Consider the following 22528-nt stretch of genomic DNA (forward strand, 5'->3'; position numbering starts at 1 on the left):
ACTTTCAAATAAGCGAGTGATTATCATGAGTGCAGGAAAGAAATTCAGAACCGCATTAGAGAACAACAAACCGCTACAAATTGTCGGCACCATTAACGCCTATACTGCCATGATGGCGAAAGCTATTGGGCACCAAGCGATTTATCTTTCAGGTGGAGGCGTAGCGAATGCGTCTTACGGCCTACCGGACTTAGGCATGACGTCACTTAATGATGTAATTGCAGACGTTCAGCGCATTACCAGCGCGTGCGATCTTCCGCTAATGGTAGACATCGACACCGGTTGGGGCGGCGCATTTAACATTGCCAAAACTATTCGCGACATGGAAAAAGCAGGCGCGGCGGCAGTTCATATGGAAGACCAGGTTGCGCAAAAGCGCTGTGGTCACCGTCCTAACAAAGAAATTGTTAGCACAGAAGAAATGGTAGACCGCATAAAAGCTGCTGTTGACGCCAGAACTGACCCAGACTTTTTCATTATGGCGCGCACCGATGCGTTCGCACAAGAAGGTTTAGACAAAGCCATTGAACGTGCAAAAGCCTATGTTGCAGCAGGTGCTGACGGTATTTTTGCCGAAGCAGTGCAAACCGAAGAACATTACCGTGCATTTGCTGAAGCGCTAGACGTTCCGATCCTTGCCAATATCACTGAGTTCGGCAAAACCGAACTATGGAATAAAGAAGAGCTTGGTGAATGGGGTGCCGACATGGTGCTTTACCCACTAAGTGCATTCCGTGCGATGAATAAAGCAGCAGAAATGGTTTACAAATCTATACTTGAAAACGGCGACCAAAAAGCCGTTGTCGACAGCATGCAGACACGCATGGAACTGTACGATTATCTTGGCTACCACGAGTACGAGCAAAAACTAGATGCTCTATTCGCAGAAGGTAAGAACTAACACGAATACGAAACAGCAGGAAGCGAGTGAGGTGCGAGGCACCCCACTCGCCTGCTGAGTTCAATGTGATTTTTATTTCTATATTTTTAAAAAAGTACCTTACAAATTATACAAGACCGGAGACAACAAGATGGCTAAACAGTTAAGTGGCGCGGGTTTACGCGGCCAAGTTGCAGGTAAAACAGCATTATCAACCGTAGGTAAATCAGGTTCTGGTTTAACGTATCGTGGTTACGACGTAAAAGACTTAGCGCAAAACTGTCAATTTGAAGAAGTGGCGTACCTTATTCTAAAGGGCAAGTTACCTAATCAGTCTGAGCTAGACGCTTATAAAGCAAAACTTCGCGGTATGCGCGGTCTTCCTACCGCGCTTAAAGAAGTGCTAGAGCGCATTCCTAAAAACGCTCACCCAATGGACGTACTTCGCACGGGTTGTTCAATGCTGGGTAACCTTGAAATGGAAACGAGCTTTGACCAGCAGCAAGACGTGACAGACCGTATGTTGGCATGCTTCCCAAGTATTATCTGTTACTGGTACCGCTTCTCGCACGACGGCGTGCGCGTAGATGTTGAAACCGATGACGATTCAATTGGTGGTCACTTCCTTCACATGCTTCACGGTGAAAAGCCACGTGAACTTCATGAACAAGTCATGCATGTATCACTCATTCTTTATGCAGAGCATGAATTTAACGCGTCTACCTTCACTGCACGTGTTTGCGCTTCAACCTTATCTGATATGCATTCTTGTGTAACGGGTGCTATCGGCTCACTTCGTGGCCCACTTCACGGTGGTGCTAACGAAGCCGCCATGGAAATGATCGAGGGCTTTACCTCTGCTGATGACGCAGAAGAAAAAATGATGGGCATGCTTGAGCGCAAAGAGAAGATCATGGGCTTTGGCCATGCTATTTACTCAGACTCTGACCCGCGTAACGAAATTATCAAGCAATGGTCTGAAAAACTGGCTGCTGATGTGGGTGACGACGTACTTTACCCTGTGTCTGTTCGCTGTGAAGAAGTGATGTGGCGCGAGAAGAAGCTTTTCTGTAACGCCGATTTCTTCCACGCCTCTGCGTATAACTTCATGGGTATTCCTACGCCGTTGTTCACGCCAATCTTCGTAATGTCACGCCTAACCGGTTGGGCGGCACACGTTATGGAACAGCGCGCTGACAACCGTATTATTCGCCCGTCAGCAGAATATACAGGCGAAGAACTACGCCCAGTGCCAGCTATTAGCGAACGCGCTTAAGATTAAGGTTGGGATTTTATGAATATTGATTACCGTAAACCGCTTCCTAACGCGGGTATCGATTTTTTCGATACCCGTGAAGCGGTAGATGCTATTGAGCCTGGCGCCTACGCCAAGCTGCCTTACACCTCACGTGTACTGGCTGAGAACTTGGTGCGTAAATGCGCCCCTGAAATGCTTACCGACTCACTTAAACAGCTGATTTATCGCAAGCGCGACTTGGACTTTCCGTGGTTTCCTGCTCGCGTAGTGTGTCATGACATTTTAGGTCAAACGGCACTGGTAGACTTAGCGGGGCTTCGCGATGCTATTGCCGCAAAGGGCGGCGATCCGGCGAAGGTTAACCCCGTAGTTCCAACACAGTTGATTGTGGATCACTCATTAGCTGTAGAGCATGCTGGTTTTGAGAAAGACGCGTTTGAAAAAAACCGTGCAATTGAAGACAGACGTAACGACGACCGTTTCCACTTTATCAACTGGACAAAAACGGCATTTAAGAACGTGGATGTTATCCCCCCGGGTAACGGCATTATGCACCAAATCAACTTGGAGCGTATGTCGCCGGTTATTCAAGCTCGCGACGGCGTTGCCTTCCCTGATACGCTAGTGGGTACAGACAGCCATACGCCGCATGTTGATGCTCTTGGCGTTATTGCCGTAGGTGTGGGCGGTCTTGAAGCGGAAAGCGTAATGTTGGGCCGCGCGTCTTACATGCGTTTGCCCGACATTGTAGGTGTTGAACTTACCGGCAAACCACAGCCAGGTATTACGGCTACCGACATTGTATTAGCGCTTACTGAATTCTTGCGTAAAGAGCGCGTAGTCTCTGCTTATCTTGAATTCTATGGTGAAGGTGCATCGCACCTGACGCTGGGCGACCGTGCTACTATTTCGAACATGACACCGGAATACGGCGCCACTGCAGCCATGTTTTACATTGACCAGCAAACCATCGATTACTTGCGCCTAACAGGGCGTGAGGAAAAGCAAATTGCGCTAGTTGAGCAATATGCTAAGCACACAGGTTTATGGGCTGATGATTTAGAAACTGCCGAGTATGAGCGGGTGCTTACGTTCGACCTTTCTGCTGTTGGCCGCAACATGGCTGGCCCTTCTAACCCACACGCACGTTTACCTACCAGCGATTTAGAAAGTCGCGGTATAGCAGCGAAGTGGACCGAGGAGGAAGGCAAAATGCCTGATGGCGCGGTTATTATCGCGGCTATCACAAGTTGTACCAATACATCTAACCCACGCAATGTAATTGCTGCAGGTTTACTTGCTCGAAATGCCAACGCGCGCGGTTTAACCCGTAAGCCGTGGGTTAAGAGCTCACTAGCACCAGGCTCTAAGGCCGTTAAGCTGTATCTTGAAGAAGCTAACCTGATGAGCGAGCTGGAAGATTTAGGCTTTGGCGTGGTTGCCTTTGCGTGTACTACCTGTAACGGTATGAGCGGCGCGCTAGACCCTAAAATTCAGCAAGAGATCATCGACCGCGATCTTTACTCAACAGCAGTATTGTCGGGTAACCGTAACTTCGACGGCCGTATTCACCCTTACGCAAAGCAAGCATTCTTAGCATCGCCACCACTGGTTGTAGCTTACGCCATCGCCGGTACCGTGCGCTTTGATATTGAAAAAGACGTATTGGGCACCGACAAAGAAGGCAACCCAGTAACGCTTAAAGACATTTGGCCAAGCGACGAAGAAATTGACGCTATTGTAGCGAAATCGGTGAAGCCAGAGCACTTCAGAAAAGTGTACGAGCCAATGTTCGATTTAAGCGTGGACTACGGCAAAGACATTAACCCGCTTTATGACTGGCGTGAAATGAGCACCTACATTCGTCGCCCGCCCTATTGGGAAGGCGCGATGGATGCTGAGCGCACCATGAAAGGTATGCGTCCACTGGCTATTTTGGGAGATAACATCACCACCGATCACTTGTCGCCTTCAAACGCTATTTTAGCCAGCAGCGCGGCAGGTGAATACCTCCACAAAATGGGCTTACCGGAAGAAGACTTTAACTCGTATGCCACACACCGTGGTGACCACTTAACCGCACAGCGCGCTACCCTTGCGAACCCGAAAGTGTTCAACGAGATGGTGCTTGAAAACGGTGAAGTGAAGCAAGGTTCACTGGCGCGCGTTGAGCCAGAAGGACAAGTTATGCGCATGTGGGAAGCTATTGAAACCTACATGAACCGCAGACAGCCGCTGATTATTGTAGCCGGCGCTGACTACGGTCAGGGCTCGTCACGTGACTGGGCAGCCAAAGGCGTGCGCCTTGCGGGTGTTGAAGTGATTGTAGCTGAAGGTTTCGAACGTATTCACCGTACTAACCTTATTGGTATGGGCGTATTACCCCTTGAGTTTAAACCGGGAACTACGCGTAAAACACTAGAGCTAGATGGCACAGAAACTTACGACGTTAGCGGCGAACCGTCACCAGGTGCAACGCTAACACTGGTAGTGAACCGTCAAAACGGCGAGCAATTAGAAGTACCGGTAACCTGTCGCTTAGACACAGCAGAAGAAGTCTCTATTTACAGCGCAGGCGGGGTATTACAGCGCTTCGCCAAGGACTTCTTAGAAGCTGAAGCTAGCTGATTGTGATAGGAAGACCTTTCAGTGGGAGGAGGTGAACCAGTTACAGGGCACGACGTGAATACGTCCCTATAGGCTCCCAACTCGCATCCTTGCGAGTTGAGGGCCCTGAAACTAATCCACCTCCTCCGTAGCTAGTATCAGCTAGTTTGGTTGGAAGCTGTTTGTGATTTGAAACCCTCCAGCCGCAAGGATGCGGCTGGGGAGCGCACATGGATGTGTTCACAGCGTGTTTCAAATCACGAACAACCTTACTTCTCTCCAGATAAAATAGTTTTTAGTTTAAGAGTGCGTTGAGGCACGGTTGAAACCTTCGGGGCGCATGGACGCGCCCCGAGAGCCTACAAGGATGTATTTACGGCGTGTTTCAACTGTGCCTCAACGCACTCATACCGACGAAAGGAAAAAACATGACAAAGTATGCGCCACAACTTCGAGTACCGGCTACCTACATGCGTGGCGGTACCAGTAAGGGTGTGTTTTTCAATTTAACCGATTTGCCAGAAGCCGCGCAAAAGCCAGGTCCGGCGCGCGATGCCCTGCTTCTGCGCGTAATTGGTAGCCCCGATCCGTACGGTAAACAAACCGACGGTATGGGCGGTGCTACATCAAGTACCAGCAAAACCGTTATCTTAAGCAAAAGTGAACGTGAAGGTTACGATGTCGACTACCTATTTGGTCAAGTAGCCATAGACAAGCCATTCGTAGACTGGAGTGGAAACTGCGGAAACCTAACGGCAGCCGTAGGCGCATTTGCGATAACCAATGGGCTAGTGGATAGAAGTAAAATACCAGAAAACGGCATCGCCACCGTCAATATTTGGCAAGCCAATATCAACAAAGCCATTATCGCTAGGGTGCCAATGACTAACGGGGAAGTACAGGAAACCGGCGATTTTGAACTAGACGGTGTCACCTTCCCTGCCGCAGAAGTTGAAGTGGCCTTTGTAGACCCAGCTGACGGTGAAGGGGCAATCTTCCCGACAGGACGATTAGTCGACACACTTGAAGTTCCAGGCGTAGGCTCACTTCAGGCGACCATGATAAACGCGGGTATTCCGACTATTTTCATCAACGCAGAAGATATTGGCTACACAGGCACTGAACTGCAGGATGATATAAACAGCGACTCCGAGGCGCTGTCCAAGTTCGAAGCAATTCGTGCACACGGCGCGGTTCAGATGGGGCTCATCAATGATGTGGGTGAAGCTGCAAACAGGCAGCACACACCAAAAGTCGCGTTCGTTGCACCTCCAAGAGGTTACCAAGCTTCCAGTGGCAAAGATATTTTGGGTTCAGACATTGATGTATTGATTCGCGCATTGTCTATGGGGAAACTTCATCATGCTATGATGGGCACGGCAGCAGTCGCGATCGCAGCGGCTGCGGCGATACCCGGCACTCTTGTAAATATCGCAGCTGGCGGCGACGAAAGAGACTCGGTTACTTTTGGGCATCCATCTGGAACGCTTAGAGTAGGAGCAAGAGCTACGTTTGAAGACGACAAGTGGCAAATTAAGCAAGCTGTAATGAGCAGAAGCGCACGTATTTTGATGGAAGGCTCCGTGCGTGTTCCCGCTGAACAAAGTTAGTACAACGCAATGTTACATAAGAATAAAATTATTTAGACATAAGTATAAAACGCCCTCTCTTTGAGGGCTTTTTTGTCTATAATTGGTTATTATCGAAGCCTAGGTGCCGAGAGTAAATCACATGTATAAAGTTCTTGTAGTAGAAGACAGTCTCACTGTCCGAAAGATTGTAAACAAACTTATTGAGGATAATCCTCACTTTACGTGTGATCTGTGCGAAGATCTTGCGGAAGCTAAAAGTGCCCTCGAGAGCGATACCGAATACTTGGCAGCCATCGTCGACTTAAACCTTCCCGACGCGCCCAACGGCGAGAGCGTTGAACTTGCACTTTCCTACAACGTTCCAACAATCGTGCTTACTGGGAATTTCGACGAATTTACTCGTGCTCAGCTACTCGATCAGGGCGTACTGGATTACATCACAAAAGAGTCTCGCTATTCATACCTTCAAGTGTCTAAACTTGTAGACCGCTTAAGAAAGAACCTCACTACCAAAGTGTTGGTAGTGGAAGATTCTAGAACGAGCCGAAATCACATTTGCTCATTACTTCGCAAATTCCAATTTCAGGTGCATGAAGCGAACGATGGCTTAGAAGCGTTGGAAGAGCTTGATAATCACCGCGATATTAAAATGGTTATTGCCGACCACCGTATGCCCAATATGGACGGTTATGAACTGGTTAAAGCAATACGCCACGAAAAACGCATGCAAGACTTGGTATTTATCGGTTTATCGGCAAACGGCGATAGCGTGTTGACCTCGAAATTCATTAAAAGCGGCGCCAATGACTTCTTGTCCAAACCGTTTTATCACGAAGAATTCTACTGCAGAATTATGCAAAACCTTGAATCACAAGAAATGATTCAAACTATTAGAAATTCAGCAAACTTAGACCCGCTAACCAAGGTATATAATCGCCGTTTTCTCTACGAAAGAGCAGAAGAGTTATTTGCCAATAAAGCGTCGAGAAAGGATGTTATTGTGTCTATGATCGATGCTGATAACTTCAAAAGCGTAAACGATACATACGGCCATAAAACGGGTGACATGCTGTTGCAGGAATTTGCAGCGTTGCTTAAAGATTACTTCCCCGACGATCTTATTGTGCGATACGGTGGAGAAGAGTTTACCGTAGTATCGGTAAGGCCGCCCAAGGTTTACTTATCTGCGCTTTCAGCGTTTATGGATGCAGTACGCTCTACTATTTTTACCAATCACAAGTTCAATATCACGTGCAGTATCGGCGTATCTACCGAGGAACACAAGTGCTTGGAGTCGCAGTTAGAAGTGGCTGACGCGCGCTTGTACGAAGCTAAGCACGCGGGCAAAGATCAGATTATTCTGAGAGACTCAGTTGCCAAAACAGTAGAGGCGTAAATCACTGAATCTACTGCAGCCAACGCGGCATTAAGTAGCAAACAACGACCAATAAGCAAAAATAGCCAAGCAATAGGGTGGCAATCGGCTTATCAATCAGTAAGCGACGTTGACCAGAGGTGGTGATCGTCGCTGTATCGTTTTTATCATTAGCTGACAAAGCAGACAAGATAATAGCGGGTATCACTGTGCTCGCGAACCCCGTTACATTCCACCAAAACCAAAACACGTCCTCGACAAAAAATGCGAACGACAAATTAGTCAGCACGCCACATATCAGGCCGGTATTGACCTGTGTGGCATTTATCTTCTTCGTTAGCATGCCAAGTAGAAACACAGCCAAAACGGGGCCAAAAAAAACAGAGCCCACTTTGTTCACCGCTTCTATTACGGTAGGCGCTATATCGCCAGCATTGAGCGAAAGCAGCAAAATAATCCCTCCCCAAAGCAAGCCCGCAAACTTAGCATGATTCAGGTAGCCTTCAGGTTTTGCGCGTTTCCGAGTGAGTTTGAAATAATCTTCAAGCGAAACAGCGGCAAGTGAGTTTATTGCTGAGCTCAGTGATGACATGGCTGCAGCAAGAATAGCGACCACAAGCAAGCCGATAAGCCCATGAGGTAAATAATTAAGAATAAAGACCGGCATAAGCCAGTCCGGATTATCTTTAGGAATTTGCGATAGCAAGTTGGCGTCGTTAAACGCTAGTGTGCCGACCACCAAGCCTGCTAAACAATATAGAAGTGTTATAGGGAACCTGAAAATGCCATTGGCTAACATCATCTTTTTAAGATCGCTTTCCGATTTCGCTGACAATGCCCTCTGTGCTTCTGATTGATCACAACCGTAGTATGAGGCGTAGAGGATCACGCCACCTAGCACCATAGGAAAAAAGCCGAAGCCGTCACCATCAAAACCCAGAGATGAAAAATTAAGGGTAGAGACCCGCTCGCTTGGAAGTAACTGTAAAAAGTGCTCCCAACCGCCTAATGCGTTAAGACCAAAAGCAATGCAGATAGCTGTGCCCAAAACGATGACAACCATTTGTACCGCGTCACCATATACAACTGCTTTCATGCCTCCTTGTAAGGAGTACAAAACGGTAATCACACCAATGAGTAATATTGCCTGCGTGGATGAAACCTGCATGGTTCCTTGCAATATAATGGATAGCGCGTAAACCATTATGCCGGTAGCGAAGGCCCTGCTAAATTGAAATACAACACTGATACAAATACGGGTAGAGGTAGAGAAACGTCGCTCAAGATAGTCATAAATACTCACCACACCGCTTCGGTATAATGTAGGCAACACGGTGCTAATGAGTAAAAGCATGGCTAACGGAACTGCTAGTTCATAAGAGAGCCAAATCAGCCCTCCACCCTCACGGAAGCCGACAAATGCAGGAGCGGAAATGAAACTGACCGCCGAGAGTTGCGTCGCCATCACTGAAAGTAACAGCGGTTTCCAACTTAAGCTTCTTCCAGCTAGAAAATAATCTTTCTTTGACTGCTGTCCACGCAAGCTAAAGCCGATGACGAGTAAAGTGATGAGGTAAATCGCGATGACACTGTAATCAAGAATATCCATATAGACGCAAGGTTAAGCAACTAAATACCTACCATTACATAAACTCGGTCTATTTGCATAAAAAACGTATAAAAAAGCAGCGTTCAAAGAAATAGTGTACGTTACATCCAAGACCTTCTGGTTGACTCCACCTCGAATAGCACACTATCTGCTAGTTTATTAACGTAGTCTTCTGGTAGAAACGGCACAGTCACCGCCCCCGAAGCCAGTACAAACTTAACGGTGGCCTGTTTTCTTCGCTTCATAAACACGCTTTGCTTAACGATAACTTGCTGCGCTTTATAGGGCTCAAAGTATTGATAGTCGATGCCTATTCTACCTCGCCTTATATAAACGTACTTACTGTCGTAGGCTATACCCCATCGCCACCACCTAAGCGTGAGTAACAGCGATACCGCACTAAAGACAACGAGTGAACCTAGCATAATATCTAGATGGGACGACACAGCGCCTATGGTGAAAAAGATCGCCAATGGCAATGACCAACCCGCAAACAACCAAAAAGTAATGAATCGCTTGCTAATGGGATGATATTCTTGGCCTCGCAAGTCGCATTCAGGCATTACTTCTTGACTAAGCGCGAAGGCTTCATCTTCGGTTACCGATGGCACAATAAGCTTATTTGGCGACATCAGTTCTTGCATTTGCTGCCCAGCCGTTGAGTTCTGCTCAAAATACAAATTCACCCGCTTTAGTATTTTATCCAGCCAGTCTTGCTTCGCCGTAATCATTTGGATGCGTGAAGCTCGCATGCTGACTTCCAGTTTATTAAGCAAGCCGCTGCGACGGATATAGCGATCACCTGTTCGTGAAAGTGTGTAGCCGTAAAAAGTGAAAAGCGCGCCACCAACACTCAGCAGTGCCACTAACGCCATAAGCATCATGAGAATGACAAAGGCATACAATCCAAATTGCCACCACGCAACCGTTTGTTCACCAACCAGCTGATTAAGCTGCAAGCCTTTATCGGCTAACCACTCTGAAACCAGACCGAACACATCGTCATAGAAAGGCGCCGCAGCACCCAGTATGATCCACACGCGATTGTTGGTGATGCCGTGAATAATAATGTCTTTCACGGACCGTCGATTTAATACTTCTTCATTTGAATGGGAAGAATCTACCGCTTTAGCGCGTGGTCGTGGCGTGGGAAAAGACGAAGTCTGCTCGTCGGATAAATCTTCATTTGGCAAACAATCCAGGTCACCCTCATCGTGCAGCGCTTTTTCATACAACACCTGCTTTTTTAGCGCTTCAGCATAATCTTCAGGAACCGCTACAATTTTAGCTTCTTCTTTCCCACTTCCTGCGGTATCAAGCACCACTAGCGCGTACCCAAAAGGTCGGTAATAAAAAGGGCGTTCTATCTTAACGTTTTGAATACGCCACAAGGGCAAGTTGGTATAGCGGCGTTGAAACACGCCATGATGAATCTCAACGTGCTGGTTGTGCACGCGAAACTTGTACATTAAAAAGCTTATTACGCCGCTGACACTGGTAGATAGAAAGAGGATTCCAGCACCGATTAGTACTTCAGGCGACAGCAGGTTATCCCAAATATTGAACGATATGGCTAAGGCGGGAATGGTATAAATAAGCACTTGAGCCGAGTTGGTAAAATTGCGAATAGTAAAGTACAAAATAGAAATTAGAGAGAGGCGCTGCCACTCATCACCCGTTTCTACTTTAAGTTTCGGTTCTTCCATATTAGCATCTTGCCCATGGGACTTGAGCGCAGTATCTTCTTTCAGCTCTTTTGACTGATTAAGTGTAGGCGCTTGGTGTGAGGGCGTTTCTGATACCGTCATTAGCGTGCACCTATATCTTTATGAGCAAGAATGAACTCACGCAACTGCTCTGCCCTTTCAATGCTTAACCCAGGTATCTCAAACGTGTGCATTTCACCACCAGCCGAAAACACCTGAAGTGAGGCAAGACCCGCCCACCTGTCCAATGGACCGCGATTAACCTCTACATGCTGAACACGCAAAATAGGTTGGCACGAAAGTTTTCTAAAAATTAGCCCTGACTGCTTACTGATGTCTTGCTCTCGAATCGCATAAAATATGCGTACATCAGCAAAAAAGTGGTACAGCGCCCATAGAGAGCCTACAGCGACGATACCAGCAACAACATACGGGTAGGCTTGCAGCAGTCCTTCTGGCAATGACCAAAAGCTTTGGAATCGTAACGCAGAAGCAATACCGATTAGCACTAAGGCTATCAATCCAATGGAGAGGATATTTAGTGTCCGGTACTTTTTGGATATAGGAAGTAATGCGAGCGTTTGAAGTGAGGGAATTTCCTCAACACTGAGCTGATTATTTGAAAACACGGTTTCTTGTTGTGCGCTAATTGTCATCGCATTAATTCCTTTTACCACTGTATAAATAAGATCAGCCTGCCGCTTTTTTTAAGGAGAGGCTTAGCTACTTAGCAACGCTGCTCTGAACGCTTTCTCTAGCGCAGTTTTTATAACAAAAAAGAGGGCAAGCCCTCTTTTTTACGTTTCCTATTAAAGAGCGCGTTATGCTAACTAATCATCAACCTGCTGTTCATTCAGCCAATCGTGTAGTGCCTTCATGTCGTGCTGAACCGCCATTTGTAGCTCTTCCACCCAATCATGCACGTTCTCCCACCATGTAGGGTGGTCGCCCTGTTGAATTTGATTAGCAATACGCTGTACACGAGCCAAACCAACAGAGCCAGCGGCGCCTTTAATTTTGTGAGCCTGTGAGCACACTTCTGACTTTTCGTCCGCACTTAAGCTTAGCTGCAGTATTTCCATGTATTCAGGCATTTTTTCTTGGAATACTTTAACGCTAGCGCGCACCATTTCATCCCCTATGGTATCAACTAACATCTGTAACAAGTCCATATCTAAAATGTTACTTAATGTTTTGTTAGGTTCGGGGCGCTCTACTTCGCCATCAATTTCAAGCGGTGCAGGTGGTGCATGGAACAGCTCGTTAAACACCTCGATAACGCGAGATTTTTTAATCGGCTTCGCAATAACGTCATCCATACCGTTTTCTAAGTATTCATCACGCTTTTTAATGACGTTTGCCGTTAGCGCCACGATAGGCGTTTGCATAACCAGATCTTCTTCAATAATCGTACTTGCCACATCGAATCCTGTCATGTCAGGCAATTGAATATCAAGCAAGATAAGGTCGTATTGGTTTTCCCTGACTTTGTCTATGGCTTCTTGACCGGTCATTGCTACATCGACTTTCTGGCCAAGCTTCTCGAGCAAGGCTTTAGCGACCATTACGTTCAATTCAATATCTTCTACTAACAAGATATTGAGCCCTGTCACTTGAAGCTGCGCGACTTTCATCGGGCTATTAGAAATTTGAACAGGCAACACAATTTCAAAACGGGTGCCTTTACCCACTTTACTTGAAACGTGAATTTCACCTTTCATCAAGTCGACCATTTGCTTACAAATTGCCAATCCAATACCGGTACCTGTGGCCGATTGGTGGTCAGGGTGATCAACCTGATAGTACATGGCAAAAATCTTATCAATTTCGCTTTCAGGAATACCTACGCCCGTGTCTTCAATCACAAATGTCACATACGCCTTATCACCATCAGGTTTCGTCGATGAAACCGTTAAACTTACGTGACCTTTTTGTGTGAACTTCACTGCGTTAAACAGGATGTTCCATAATATCTGACGAAGGCGCGTACCATCTATTTCAACAAGACGGGGAAGCGGCTCGTTAATTGTCGTTTTAAGCTCTAGCTGTTTGTCGGCTGCAAGTAGACGAATAATGCTGCTAAGTTCTTCGGTAAAGTCTTTCAACGATATGGTTTTTAGACTCAGCTCAAGCTTATCTCTGTCTAACTTATCAAGGTCGATAATATCGTTAAAAATATTACCTAATGTTATAGCGCTGGCGTATATCGTACTTACCCAGTTAAATTGTTCTTCACTCAACTCGGTATCACGCAGCATACGGCTTAAGCCCACAATACCGTTTAGCGGTGTGCGTAGCTCATGACTTATGGTTGCGATAAAGCGAGTTTTGTCGGTACTTGCTTTTGCAGCAGCATTTTCAGCCTGCTTACGCTCAGTCATGTCTCGACCGAACGACAACAAGCCAAGGCGATTACCGTCTTTATCGAAGAAAGGTACACGCTTCATTTCGAAGTAACGACGACGTCCATCAGCAAAGCGAAGCCACAGCTCTTCTGTGATACTGGCGTTGGTTTCTAGAACTTCGTGATCACTCGCTACAATTTGGCGGGCAAGCTCTTCCTCATATACGTCTTTTGGCGTTAAGCCAAGCAGCTCTTGCTCGGTTTTGCCCGTCATAAGCTCCGCTATACGGTTACAACCAGCAAACCTGCCTTCTTCATTTCGGTAATATATTAAGTCTGGTGAGGCATCGATGATTGAACGTAACAAGGTTGATAAGCGGCGTGCTTGTGCTTCTTGTTCTGATTTATCCTGAATTTCTTTTTCTAAGTCTTTAAACAGCGCCTCACGCTCTTCTTGTGCTTGCTTGCGCTGCTCTATCTCGTGATTAAGCTGTCTGATGTTGCTTTGAAGTTCGCGGTTAAGAAAGACATCTTCTTCACGCAAACTTTCCAACTGGCTTACCACTTCCTTTAAGTTGGTACGTGAGTTTTCTAATTGCTTGATTAACTCACTAAAGAAATAAAGTACCCAAGGCGCAGATAACATGGTCAGTACTACAGCACTGATGAAGTCATCGGGCTGAACCTGGCTTCCCATGCTCACGCGAATTACGTATGAGCCCCCTAGCGTAAACACAAGCGAAAGAACAACAAACAATATGCTGAGCTTTAGAGTGCCAAAACGCTGAACAAATTGGGCAAAGCGAATTGCCCAAGAATCGTTTGGTGAATCTGAATGCATGTACGTCTAATTTAAGCTTATTTTGCGGTTATCCTATCAGGCTTTCCTCTTTTCGGGAATGCGGTTTGTCAAAGCATAACTCTGTGGCCCTGCTCAGAATTAGGATTTGAAAGGCGACTTTTCAGTAATTTCATTAATGTATTTGGTATTCACCCATCCCACCTTCGTGTAAGACACTTTCGCCCACTCCCCTCGCTTTTCCAGTATTTTTAGCACTTCGCCCTTATTCAAACCGTTCTCGACAGTTGGGTACGAAACATCTGGCCCTTTTCTCACATTCAGCGAATTGGCACTTACATTGGCCACCCGCTTTACAGGGCTAGCGAGATCCCGCTGAATTTGATCATGCGCCTCTCGCTGTGAATTCGAATCACTTGACTCAGTTGCCCACCTTTCACTATCACTTTGCAAAACAGCGGCTTTGAGTCTTTGAAGGGGAAAAGCGGGGCCAGGATCGACCTTTCGTGACGGCGCTATTTCTTCATGCCCGACGATAGTAGAGATGTTGTAGTGGCTACACAACGCTTTACACAGCGATAGCGTCCTAACAATTTGTACGTCGGTGTACTTGTGCCAATAGCCCATAGACTGTTGGTTAATGTGCTGGGCAGCTAATACTTCATTCTCGCCAAAAATTTCGCCAAACCAACTTTCAAAGGTGCCGTCTCCTCTAGCCTTAAGCTGGCCGGCATTGTCTAATTCAATGCCGATAGAGTACTGATTCAAGCCACTACGCCCCTCGTAATAACTTTCTCCTGCGTGCCACGCTATTTTATTAGTCGGAAGCATTTGAACAATGTCACCATTGCGTCCAACGGCAAAGTGAGCTGACACACCGCTATCAGCATTGGTCAAGACATTCACCGAAGATGAAAGGCTACTACCGGCGGTAAAATGAATAACAATAGTATCGGGAGATCCAGATTGAAAACGCCCAGATGTGTTAGGAGAAAGCCTGAAGGTGATATTGTCGCCAGTTAGAATATGATCATCTATACTAAATAAAGGCAGTGGTGAAGCATGTAGTGTATTCATACAATAATCCTTATTGTCTTAACAGCACGCCACCACAGTGAATTTTTATTCTTCGCCTTCCACATAAGCGTACACTCAATTCACACACAGGGCTCTCTATCAACATCCTTCAGCGCACCACGGGCCTTACCTGTGGTTAATTTTCAACCAATATAGCAAACTACTTATATTAGTGGAACCATAGCTTTACAAATTAATAAAAATACACCGCAAACCGCTATTGACAACATAAAACATCAATTTCGAAGCATATTTATTCATTAATAAAACGCAAATGAGAAGTAATATCATTTATAAGGGATGAGTTATTCACTTTGCAATACTGATAACATTTTTGTTACAAATATAAATGACGACACGTAAGCAACTGATTAATATATATTTAATTATATTTATACTAATTCACTATAAAGCTTATACTTTTAGCGTTTGATTTTAGTTTTTAATGTGGGTATTTTGTACGGCCCGCATCGCAATAATGCATAAAAATGCGGAAACGACTGGAATCCTCTAATAATAAAATAACGACAAGAAAGGCGCACGCCGCGAGCAATACCGCTCGCAGGCATAAAAGACGTCTAATAATGTTGTGATACGCAAACCTAGGCGCATCTACACGCAACGCATACCTTGCCCAGTCAAAAGGTTGAAGGAGTTAAGAGATGAGTTTATATAATCCCAATGATTCCCGGGACAACTGTGGGTTTGGCTTAATCGCTCACACTCATGGGGAAGCCAGTCATGAATTGGTAACTACTGCAATACACGGTCTTGACCGTATGCAGCATCGTGGCGGTATCGCCGCCGACGGGAAAACCGGTGACGGCTGTGGTTTATTACTACAGAAACCGGATGCGTTCTTCCATGCAATCGCCGAAGAAAATGGCTGGAAACTCAGCAAAAAATACGGCGTGGGCATGATTTTCTTAAGTCAGGACCCGGTACTTGCGCAAGCCGCGCGTGAAGTACTTAATGAAGAACTAGAAAAAGAAACACTTTCAGTAGTGGGTTGGCGCGAAGTGCCTGTCGACCACTCAGTACTGGGTGAATTAGCGCTAACGGGTGTTCCACAAATTGAACAGGTATTTGTGAACGCGCCAGCAGGTTGGAGAAAACGCGACCTTGAGCGTCGTTTGTATATGATCCGCCGCCGCGCTGAAAAACGTCTTGAGAAAGATCCCGATTTTTACGTAGCTTGTTTGTCGGGCTTGGTAACGATCTACAAAGGCTTGGTAATGCCAAAAGATTTACCCGCCTTTTATCACGATCTTGCCGATGAGCGTATGCAAAGCGCAATTTGCGTTTTCCACCAACGCTTTTCAACAAATACACTACCACGCTGGCCGCTTGCTCAGCCTTTCCGCTTCCTTGCGCACAACGGTGAAATTAACACCATTAAAGGAAACCGCGACTGGGCCATGGCACGTGCTGCTAAATTCGCAACGCCACTTATTCCAGATCTTAAAGATGCAGCCCCTTTCGTTAATACTGAAGGATCGGACTCATCCTCGCTGGATAACATGCTGGAGCTATTCTTAGCCGGCGGTATGGATTTATTCCGTGCTATGCGGTTACTTGTTCCACCCGCCTATCAAAACAACAAGACCATGGACGATGATCTTCGTGCATTTTACGAGTTCAACTCTATGCACATGGAACCATGGGATGGCCCAGCGGGTATCGTTTTAACTAACGGTCGCCACGTTGCCTGTAACCTTGATAGAAATGGTCTACGTCCTGCACGTTACGTTATTACTAAGAACGGTTTCATTACCCTAGCCTCAGAAGTAGGTATCTGGGATTACGAGCAAGCTGACGTAATTGAAAAAGGCCGTGTAGGCCCAGGTGAAATGCTTGCTGTAGACACTTACACAGGCAAAATCTGGCGCTCTACTGAAATTGATGAAGACTTAAAAGCACGCCATCCTTATAAAGAGTGGCTAGACAAGCATATTCGTCGACTTACACCAATTGAAAAGCTTGACGCGTCATTAATTGGTAAACGTGTGTTTGACGACGATGCCATGGCGGTGTACCACAAGCTACACGCCTACAGCTATGAAGAAATTCAACAAGTTGTAAAAGTACTCGCGAAAGACGGCCAAGAAGCCGTTGGTTCAATGGGTGATGACACGCCAATGGCGGTTATGTCCTCGCGTCAACGTACAGTTTACGACTATTTCCGTCAGCAATTCGCACAGGTTACTAACCCGCCTATCGACCCGCTACGTGAAAACCACGTTATGTCGTTGGCAACCTGTATTGGCCGCGAGCAAAACGTATTTAGCGAAACCTCAGGTTACGCTGACCGCGTATTGTTTGACTCGCCAGTGCTAATGTATACCGACCTTAAGCAACTGCGCGAATTTAACCCAGACAACTACTACTCAGAAGTCGTGGAGCTTCAGTATGCGCCGCAAGAAGGTTTGAAGAAAGCCATCGAGCGCGTTTGTAACGAAGTAGAAATGCTGGTTAAAAACAAGCGTGCTGCGTTCGTTATTCTGTCTGACAGAAACATTAAACAAAATCGCTTGGTTATCCCTGCAGCAATGGCAGTTGGTGCGGTACAACGTCGCTTAGTTGAAAAGTCATTACGCTGCGATGCTAACGTTGTTGTTGAAACAGCAAGTGCCCGCGATCCACACCATTTCGCGGTGCTGATTGGCTTAGGTGCCACTGCGGTTTACCCATTCCTAGCATATGAAACTATTGAGCAGCTTTGTGAAAAAGGCGAGCTAGATATTTCTCCTATGCAGGCCACGTTGAACTACCGTAAGGGTATCAACAAAGGCTTGTACAAGATCATGTCGAAAATGGGTATTAGCACTGTTGCTAGCTACCGTAGCTCTAAACTGTTTGAAGCAGTGGGTATTAACAACGAAGTGATGAAGTTATGCTTTAAAGGTGTGACCTCACGCATTCAAGGTGCGGGCTTCGATGATTTCCAGCAAGATCTTATCAACCTAAACCGTATTGCTTGGCTTAAGCGTAAATCTGTCGATCACGGCGGCTTGCTTAAATACGTGCACGGTGGCGAATATCACGCCTATAACCCAGACGTAGTCAGTACGCTTCAAAAGGCTGTGGTGTCTGGTAACTACGACGACTACCAGCAATATGCGAAGCTTGTTAACGAGCGTGCGCCTGCGCACATCCGCGACTTACTCGCCATCAATCCTGATTGCGACCCTATTGATATAAGCGAAGTTGAAGCGCCGGAAAACTTATTCCCTCGCTTTGATACTGCGGCAATGTCAATTGGTGCACTAAGCCCTGAAGCGCACGAAGCGCTTGCCATTGCGATGAACCGTTTAGGCGGTCAGTCTAACTCGGGCGAAGGTGGCGAGCACCCTTCTCGTTTTGGAACTGAAAAGAACTCTAAAATTAAGCAGGTGGCTTCAGGTCGCTTTGGTGTAACACCTCACTATTTGGTTAACGCCAACGTTATTCAAATTAAAGTGGCGCAAGGTGCAAAACCAGGTGAAGGTGGTCAGCTTCCAGGCGATAAGGTCAATAAGTACATTGCACAGCTGCGTTTCTCTGTGCCGGGTGTAACCCTTATTTCTCCACCTCCGCACCACGATATTTACTCAATTGAAGATTTGGCACAGCTGATTTTCGATTTGAAACAGGTTAATCCAACGGCACTTATATCCGTTAAGTTAGTATCTGAGCCGGGTGTTGGCACCATTGCAACGGGTGTAGCGAAAGCCTATGCCGACCTTATCACCGTTTCAGGTTACGACGGCGGTACAGGTGCAAGCCCGCTAACATCAGTTAAGTATGCGGGTAGCCCATTTGAGCTTGGTTTATCTGAAACTCAGCAAGCGCTTATTGAAAACGGCTTACGTCACAAAGTACGCGTTCAAACCGACGGTGGTTTGAAAACAGGCTTAGACGTAGTAAAAGCCGGTATTTTAGGCGCTGAGAGCTTTGGTTTTGGTACAGGTCCAATGGTGGCTTTAGGCTGTAAATATCTACGTATTTGCCACTTGAACAACTGTGCGACCGGTGTTGCAACGCAGGATCAAAAACTGCGTGACGACCACTTCATTGGCTTACCTGATATGGTAATGAACTACTTCAAGTTTATTGCTCAAGAAGTGCGTGAAATCATGGCGTCTATGGGTATTGCTAAGTTCGACGACCTTGTTGGTCGCACAGAGCTACTTAAAGTTCTAGATGGCATTACCGCTAAGCAAAACCGTTTAGATTTGTCTCCGTTGCTAGCGCAGCCTAAAGCAGGCGACCATACGCGCTTATTCTGCTCACAAACGACCAACGCACCTATCGATAAAGGTGAATTGAACGCGCAGATGCTTAAAGACGGCCAGCAAGCGGTTGTTGACGGTAAATCTATTACCCTTAAATACCCGATCCGCAATACGGATCGCTCTGTCGGCGCATTGCTATCAGGTGAAATCGCTAAACACCACGGTAACCACGACTTTGAAGATACACCTATCAAAGTTGAACTTACCGGTACAGCGGGTCAGAGCTTCGGTGTGTGGAACGCTGGCGGCCTGCATATGCACCTTGAAGGTGATGCCAATGATTATGTAGGTAAAGGGATGACCGGCGGTAAGCTTGTTATTCACCCACCTCGCAATATCTCTTACGACGCCCACGACAGCGCCATTATGGGTAACACCTGCCTTTACGGTGCAACAGGCGGTAAGCTGTTTGCTGCTGGCCGTGCTGGCGAGCGCTTTGGCGTACGTAACTCTGGTGCTATTGCGGTAGTTGAAGGCATTGGCGATAACGGCTGTGAATATATGACAGGCGGCATCGTGGCTGTACTTGGTCCGGTTGGTGTTAACTTCGGTGCAGGTATGACTGGTGGTTTTGCTTATCTTATGGATGATGGTGACGACCTTGATAACCGTGTAAATGCGGAACTGGTCGATGTAATGCCAATTGAAGATAAAGCGATTCTTGCTGAGCACTTACGTGGCTTAATTAATCAGCATTACGAAGAAACAGGAAGCGAGCACTCGTTGTCGTTGCTTACTGACTTCGCCGCAACGCTGAAACGCTTCAAGCTTATTAAGCCAAAAACCAGTGATGTGAAAAACTTGCTTGGTCACATCAGTCGTTCAAGTGCTGAATTACGCATTCAGGCTCAGTAGGAGGATTTAGTTTATGGCAAAGAACGTATATCAATTTGTCGATGTTGAACGTATCGATCCGCCTAAAAAGCCGATCATGGTACGTAAACAAGAGTTCGCGGAAATTTATCAGCCGCTTAGTCAATCTCAAACCGAAGGCCAAGCAGATCGCTGCTTGGACTGCGGTAACCCGTATTGTGAATGGAAGTGCCCCGTGCACAACTACATTCCTCAGTGGTTAAGCTTGGCAAATGAGGGCCGTATTCTAGAAGCAGCGGAACTCTCTCATAAAACCAACAGTTTGCCGGAAGTATGCGGCCGCGTATGTCCACAGGACAGACTGTGCGAAGGTGCATGTACACTGAATGACGATTTTGGCGCTGTGACTATCGGTAGTATTGAGAAGTACATTACCGATACAGCATTCAAAATGGGCTGGCGCCCAGATATGTCTGACGTGGTATGGACCGACAAGAAAGTGGCGATTGTAGGTGCAGGCCCAGCTGGTCTTGCATGTGCTGATATTCTGGTTCGTAACGGCGTTAAACCTGTTGTTTACGACAAATACGAAGAAATTGGTGGCCTACTTACATTTGGTATCCCGTCTTTTAAATTAGAGAAAGACGTAATCAAGCTACGCCGCCAAATTTTTACCGAGATGGGTGTTGAGTTCGTACTTAACACTGAGATTGGTAAAGACATACAGTTCCAGGACTTAATCGATAAGTACGACGCCGTTTTCTTAGGCATGGGTACGTACAAGTCAATGCAAGGCGGCTTTGACAACGAACACGTTGAAGGCGTATATGATGCACTTCCTTTCCTTATAGCCAACACCAACCGCGTAATGGGTCTTGAAAAAGATCCTGCTGATTTTGTTGACATGAAAGGCAAGCGTGTTGTTGTGCTAGGTGGTGGTGATACCACCATGGACTGTGTACGCACCTCAATTCGTCAAGAAGCTGCACAAGTAACCTGTGCATATCGTCGTGACGAAGAAAGTATGCCTGGTTCACGCCGCGAAGTGGTTAACGCTAAAGAAGAGGGCGTTGAGTTTAAATTCAACCTACAGCCTCTTGATATAGCCGTTGATGAAAACGGAAAAGCCTGTGGCGTTAAGTTCGTTAAAACCGAAATGGGGCCGCCAGATGTAAATGGTCGTCGCCGTCCTGTTGAAGTGGAAGGTTCAGAGCACGTACTAGAAGCAGACGCGGTAATTATCGCCTTCGGCTTCCAGCCCAGCCCTGCGCCATGGTTTGCTGACTTCGGCATTATGCTTGATGAAAAAGGTCGCGTACGCGCCCCTTCCGCGGGTAAGTTTGCCTTCCAAACTTCACATCCACAAGTTTTTGCTGGTGGTGATATGGTGCGTGGTAGTGACCTAGTTGTTACCGCTATCGACGAAGGCCGTAAGGCCGCAGAAGGGATTATGGACTATATTGGCGTTTAACCTTCGCTAACTAAGGCCTATTGTCCATTCACGAAAAGCTCGATAGTTCTGCTATCGAGCTTTTTTTATGCACACTTCGATAATACGGAAAACGCTAAAAGTATACGTTAATAGACCAAGGTTTAGTTGAAGCGCGAGCGTTACGACTCTACTATCGTTTAAGCAATTAAAGACATCGCACATCGGGTGAAGAATCTATCTATGCAGCATTTAAACATTAAGAAACTTACATTGTGTCTAACATTGGCGATAGCAGCTAGCAATGCCAGCTTAGCTGATACCATTGCTGTTGACGCTTCATTAAATGCGCAAGTTAACAACCAAACTAAGAAACAAAGCGTCAACTCTTCACCTAGTAAGCCAAGCATCATGTCTTGCCCTTCTGATTTTCAGCAAGTTAAGATTTCTGATGATGCAAGACAATGCCAAGCATTTGACGAAAGCAAGACAGCAGTAATGGTTTACCACTCTCCTCGCTCCCCGAGTGAATTACTGAATGTTTACCAAACGGCGCACCCCGCTTTAAAAACTCACACACCAGTTAGCGGCCGCACGTTGTTATCCTCAGAAGATAAAGGGGTCAGAGTAATAATCAGCCCAGATAATACTGGCTCTCAAGTGGATATTCTTGTTACATCCACAACGAAATAAGCCCTTTTAGCAAGACAACTACGAAATCTACTCATGTTGGCATCTGCTTTGCAAAATCATCAATAACTACTC

General features: G+C 46.4%; 13 protein-coding genes. 8 read left to right on the forward strand and 5 right to left on the reverse strand.

Annotated elements, in window-relative coordinates; all coding sequences use genetic code 11:
- Window positions 1-25 precede the first annotated feature (25 nt).
- The 5 genes from prpB (at window position 26) to MHN09_RS06120 (ending at window position 7733) form a co-directional block, all read left to right on the forward strand.
- Complete coding sequence (gene prpB, locus MHN09_RS06100) at window positions 26-901, forward strand: methylisocitrate lyase (protein ID WP_014950533.1); 876 nt, start codon at window positions 26-28, stop codon at window positions 899-901.
- A 130-nt stretch (window positions 902-1031) separates the two neighbouring features.
- Complete coding sequence (gene prpC / locus MHN09_RS06105; RefSeq protein WP_039226211.1) at window positions 1032-2156, forward strand: 2-methylcitrate synthase; 1125 nt, start codon at window positions 1032-1034, stop codon at window positions 2154-2156.
- Window positions 2157-2174: 18 nt separating this feature from the next.
- A complete protein-coding gene (gene acnD, locus MHN09_RS06110) occupies window positions 2175-4766 on the forward strand; it encodes a Fe/S-dependent 2-methylisocitrate dehydratase AcnD (protein WP_061095773.1) in 2592 nt (863 codons plus the stop codon).
- 407 nt (window positions 4767-5173) lie between these two features.
- Complete coding sequence (gene prpF / locus MHN09_RS06115) at window positions 5174-6355, forward strand: 2-methylaconitate cis-trans isomerase PrpF (protein ID WP_239239628.1); 1182 nt, start codon at window positions 5174-5176, stop codon at window positions 6353-6355.
- Between the two features lie 121 nt (window positions 6356-6476).
- The gene (locus tag MHN09_RS06120; RefSeq protein ID WP_239239631.1) at window positions 6477-7733 is read left to right on the forward strand and encodes a diguanylate cyclase; all 1257 of its coding nucleotides are present in this window, start codon (window positions 6477-6479) and stop codon (window positions 7731-7733) included.
- Between the two features lie 10 nt (window positions 7734-7743).
- On the opposite strand, the gene MHN09_RS06125 is transcribed toward MHN09_RS06120, so the two are convergent.
- The 5 genes from MHN09_RS06125 to MHN09_RS06145 all read right to left on the reverse strand — a co-directional run bounded on the left by MHN09_RS06125 (window position 7744) and on the right by MHN09_RS06145 (window position 15247).
- A complete protein-coding gene (locus MHN09_RS06125; RefSeq protein ID WP_239239635.1) occupies window positions 7744-9321 on the reverse strand; it encodes a sodium/solute symporter in 1578 nt (525 codons plus the stop codon).
- Window positions 9322-9422: 101 nt separating this feature from the next.
- Complete coding sequence (locus MHN09_RS06130; protein WP_239239638.1) at window positions 9423-11129, reverse strand: PH domain-containing protein; 1707 nt, start codon at window positions 11127-11129, stop codon at window positions 9423-9425.
- The gene (locus MHN09_RS06135; RefSeq protein WP_061486464.1) at window positions 11129-11683 is read right to left on the reverse strand and encodes a PH domain-containing protein; all 555 of its coding nucleotides are present in this window, start codon (window positions 11681-11683) and stop codon (window positions 11129-11131) included. The genes MHN09_RS06130 and MHN09_RS06135 overlap by 1 nt, the downstream gene beginning before the upstream one ends.
- 174 nt (window positions 11684-11857) lie before the next feature.
- The gene (gene arcB, locus MHN09_RS06140; RefSeq protein WP_014950541.1) at window positions 11858-14212 is read right to left on the reverse strand and encodes an aerobic respiration two-component sensor histidine kinase ArcB; all 2355 of its coding nucleotides are present in this window, start codon (window positions 14210-14212) and stop codon (window positions 11858-11860) included.
- A gap of 99 nt (window positions 14213-14311) precedes the next feature.
- Entirely contained in the window at window positions 14312-15247 is a 936-nt protein-coding gene (locus MHN09_RS06145) for an N-acetylmuramoyl-L-alanine amidase (RefSeq protein WP_156086855.1), read from the reverse strand.
- A gap of 662 nt (window positions 15248-15909) precedes the next feature.
- Between MHN09_RS06145 and gltB the strand changes: the two genes are divergently transcribed.
- From gltB to MHN09_RS06160, 3 genes are all read left to right on the forward strand, one after another.
- Window positions 15910-20376 carry a glutamate synthase large subunit gene (gene gltB / locus MHN09_RS06150; RefSeq protein WP_014950543.1) on the forward strand — a complete coding sequence of 1489 codons (4467 nt, stop codon included), beginning with the start codon at window positions 15910-15912 and terminating at the stop codon, window positions 20374-20376.
- Between the two features lie 13 nt (window positions 20377-20389).
- Complete coding sequence (locus MHN09_RS06155) at window positions 20390-21805, forward strand: FAD-dependent oxidoreductase (RefSeq protein WP_012519580.1); 1416 nt, start codon at window positions 20390-20392, stop codon at window positions 21803-21805.
- A gap of 201 nt (window positions 21806-22006) precedes the next feature.
- Window positions 22007-22456 carry a hypothetical protein gene (locus tag MHN09_RS06160; protein ID WP_039235270.1) on the forward strand — a complete coding sequence of 150 codons (450 nt, stop codon included), beginning with the start codon at window positions 22007-22009 and terminating at the stop codon, window positions 22454-22456.
- The last annotated feature ends 72 nt before the right edge of the window (window positions 22457-22528 follow it).

This window comes from Alteromonas sp. MmMcT2-5, from assembly GCF_022348315.1.
Classification (GTDB): Bacteria; Pseudomonadota; Gammaproteobacteria; order Enterobacterales; family Alteromonadaceae; genus Alteromonas; species Alteromonas macleodii.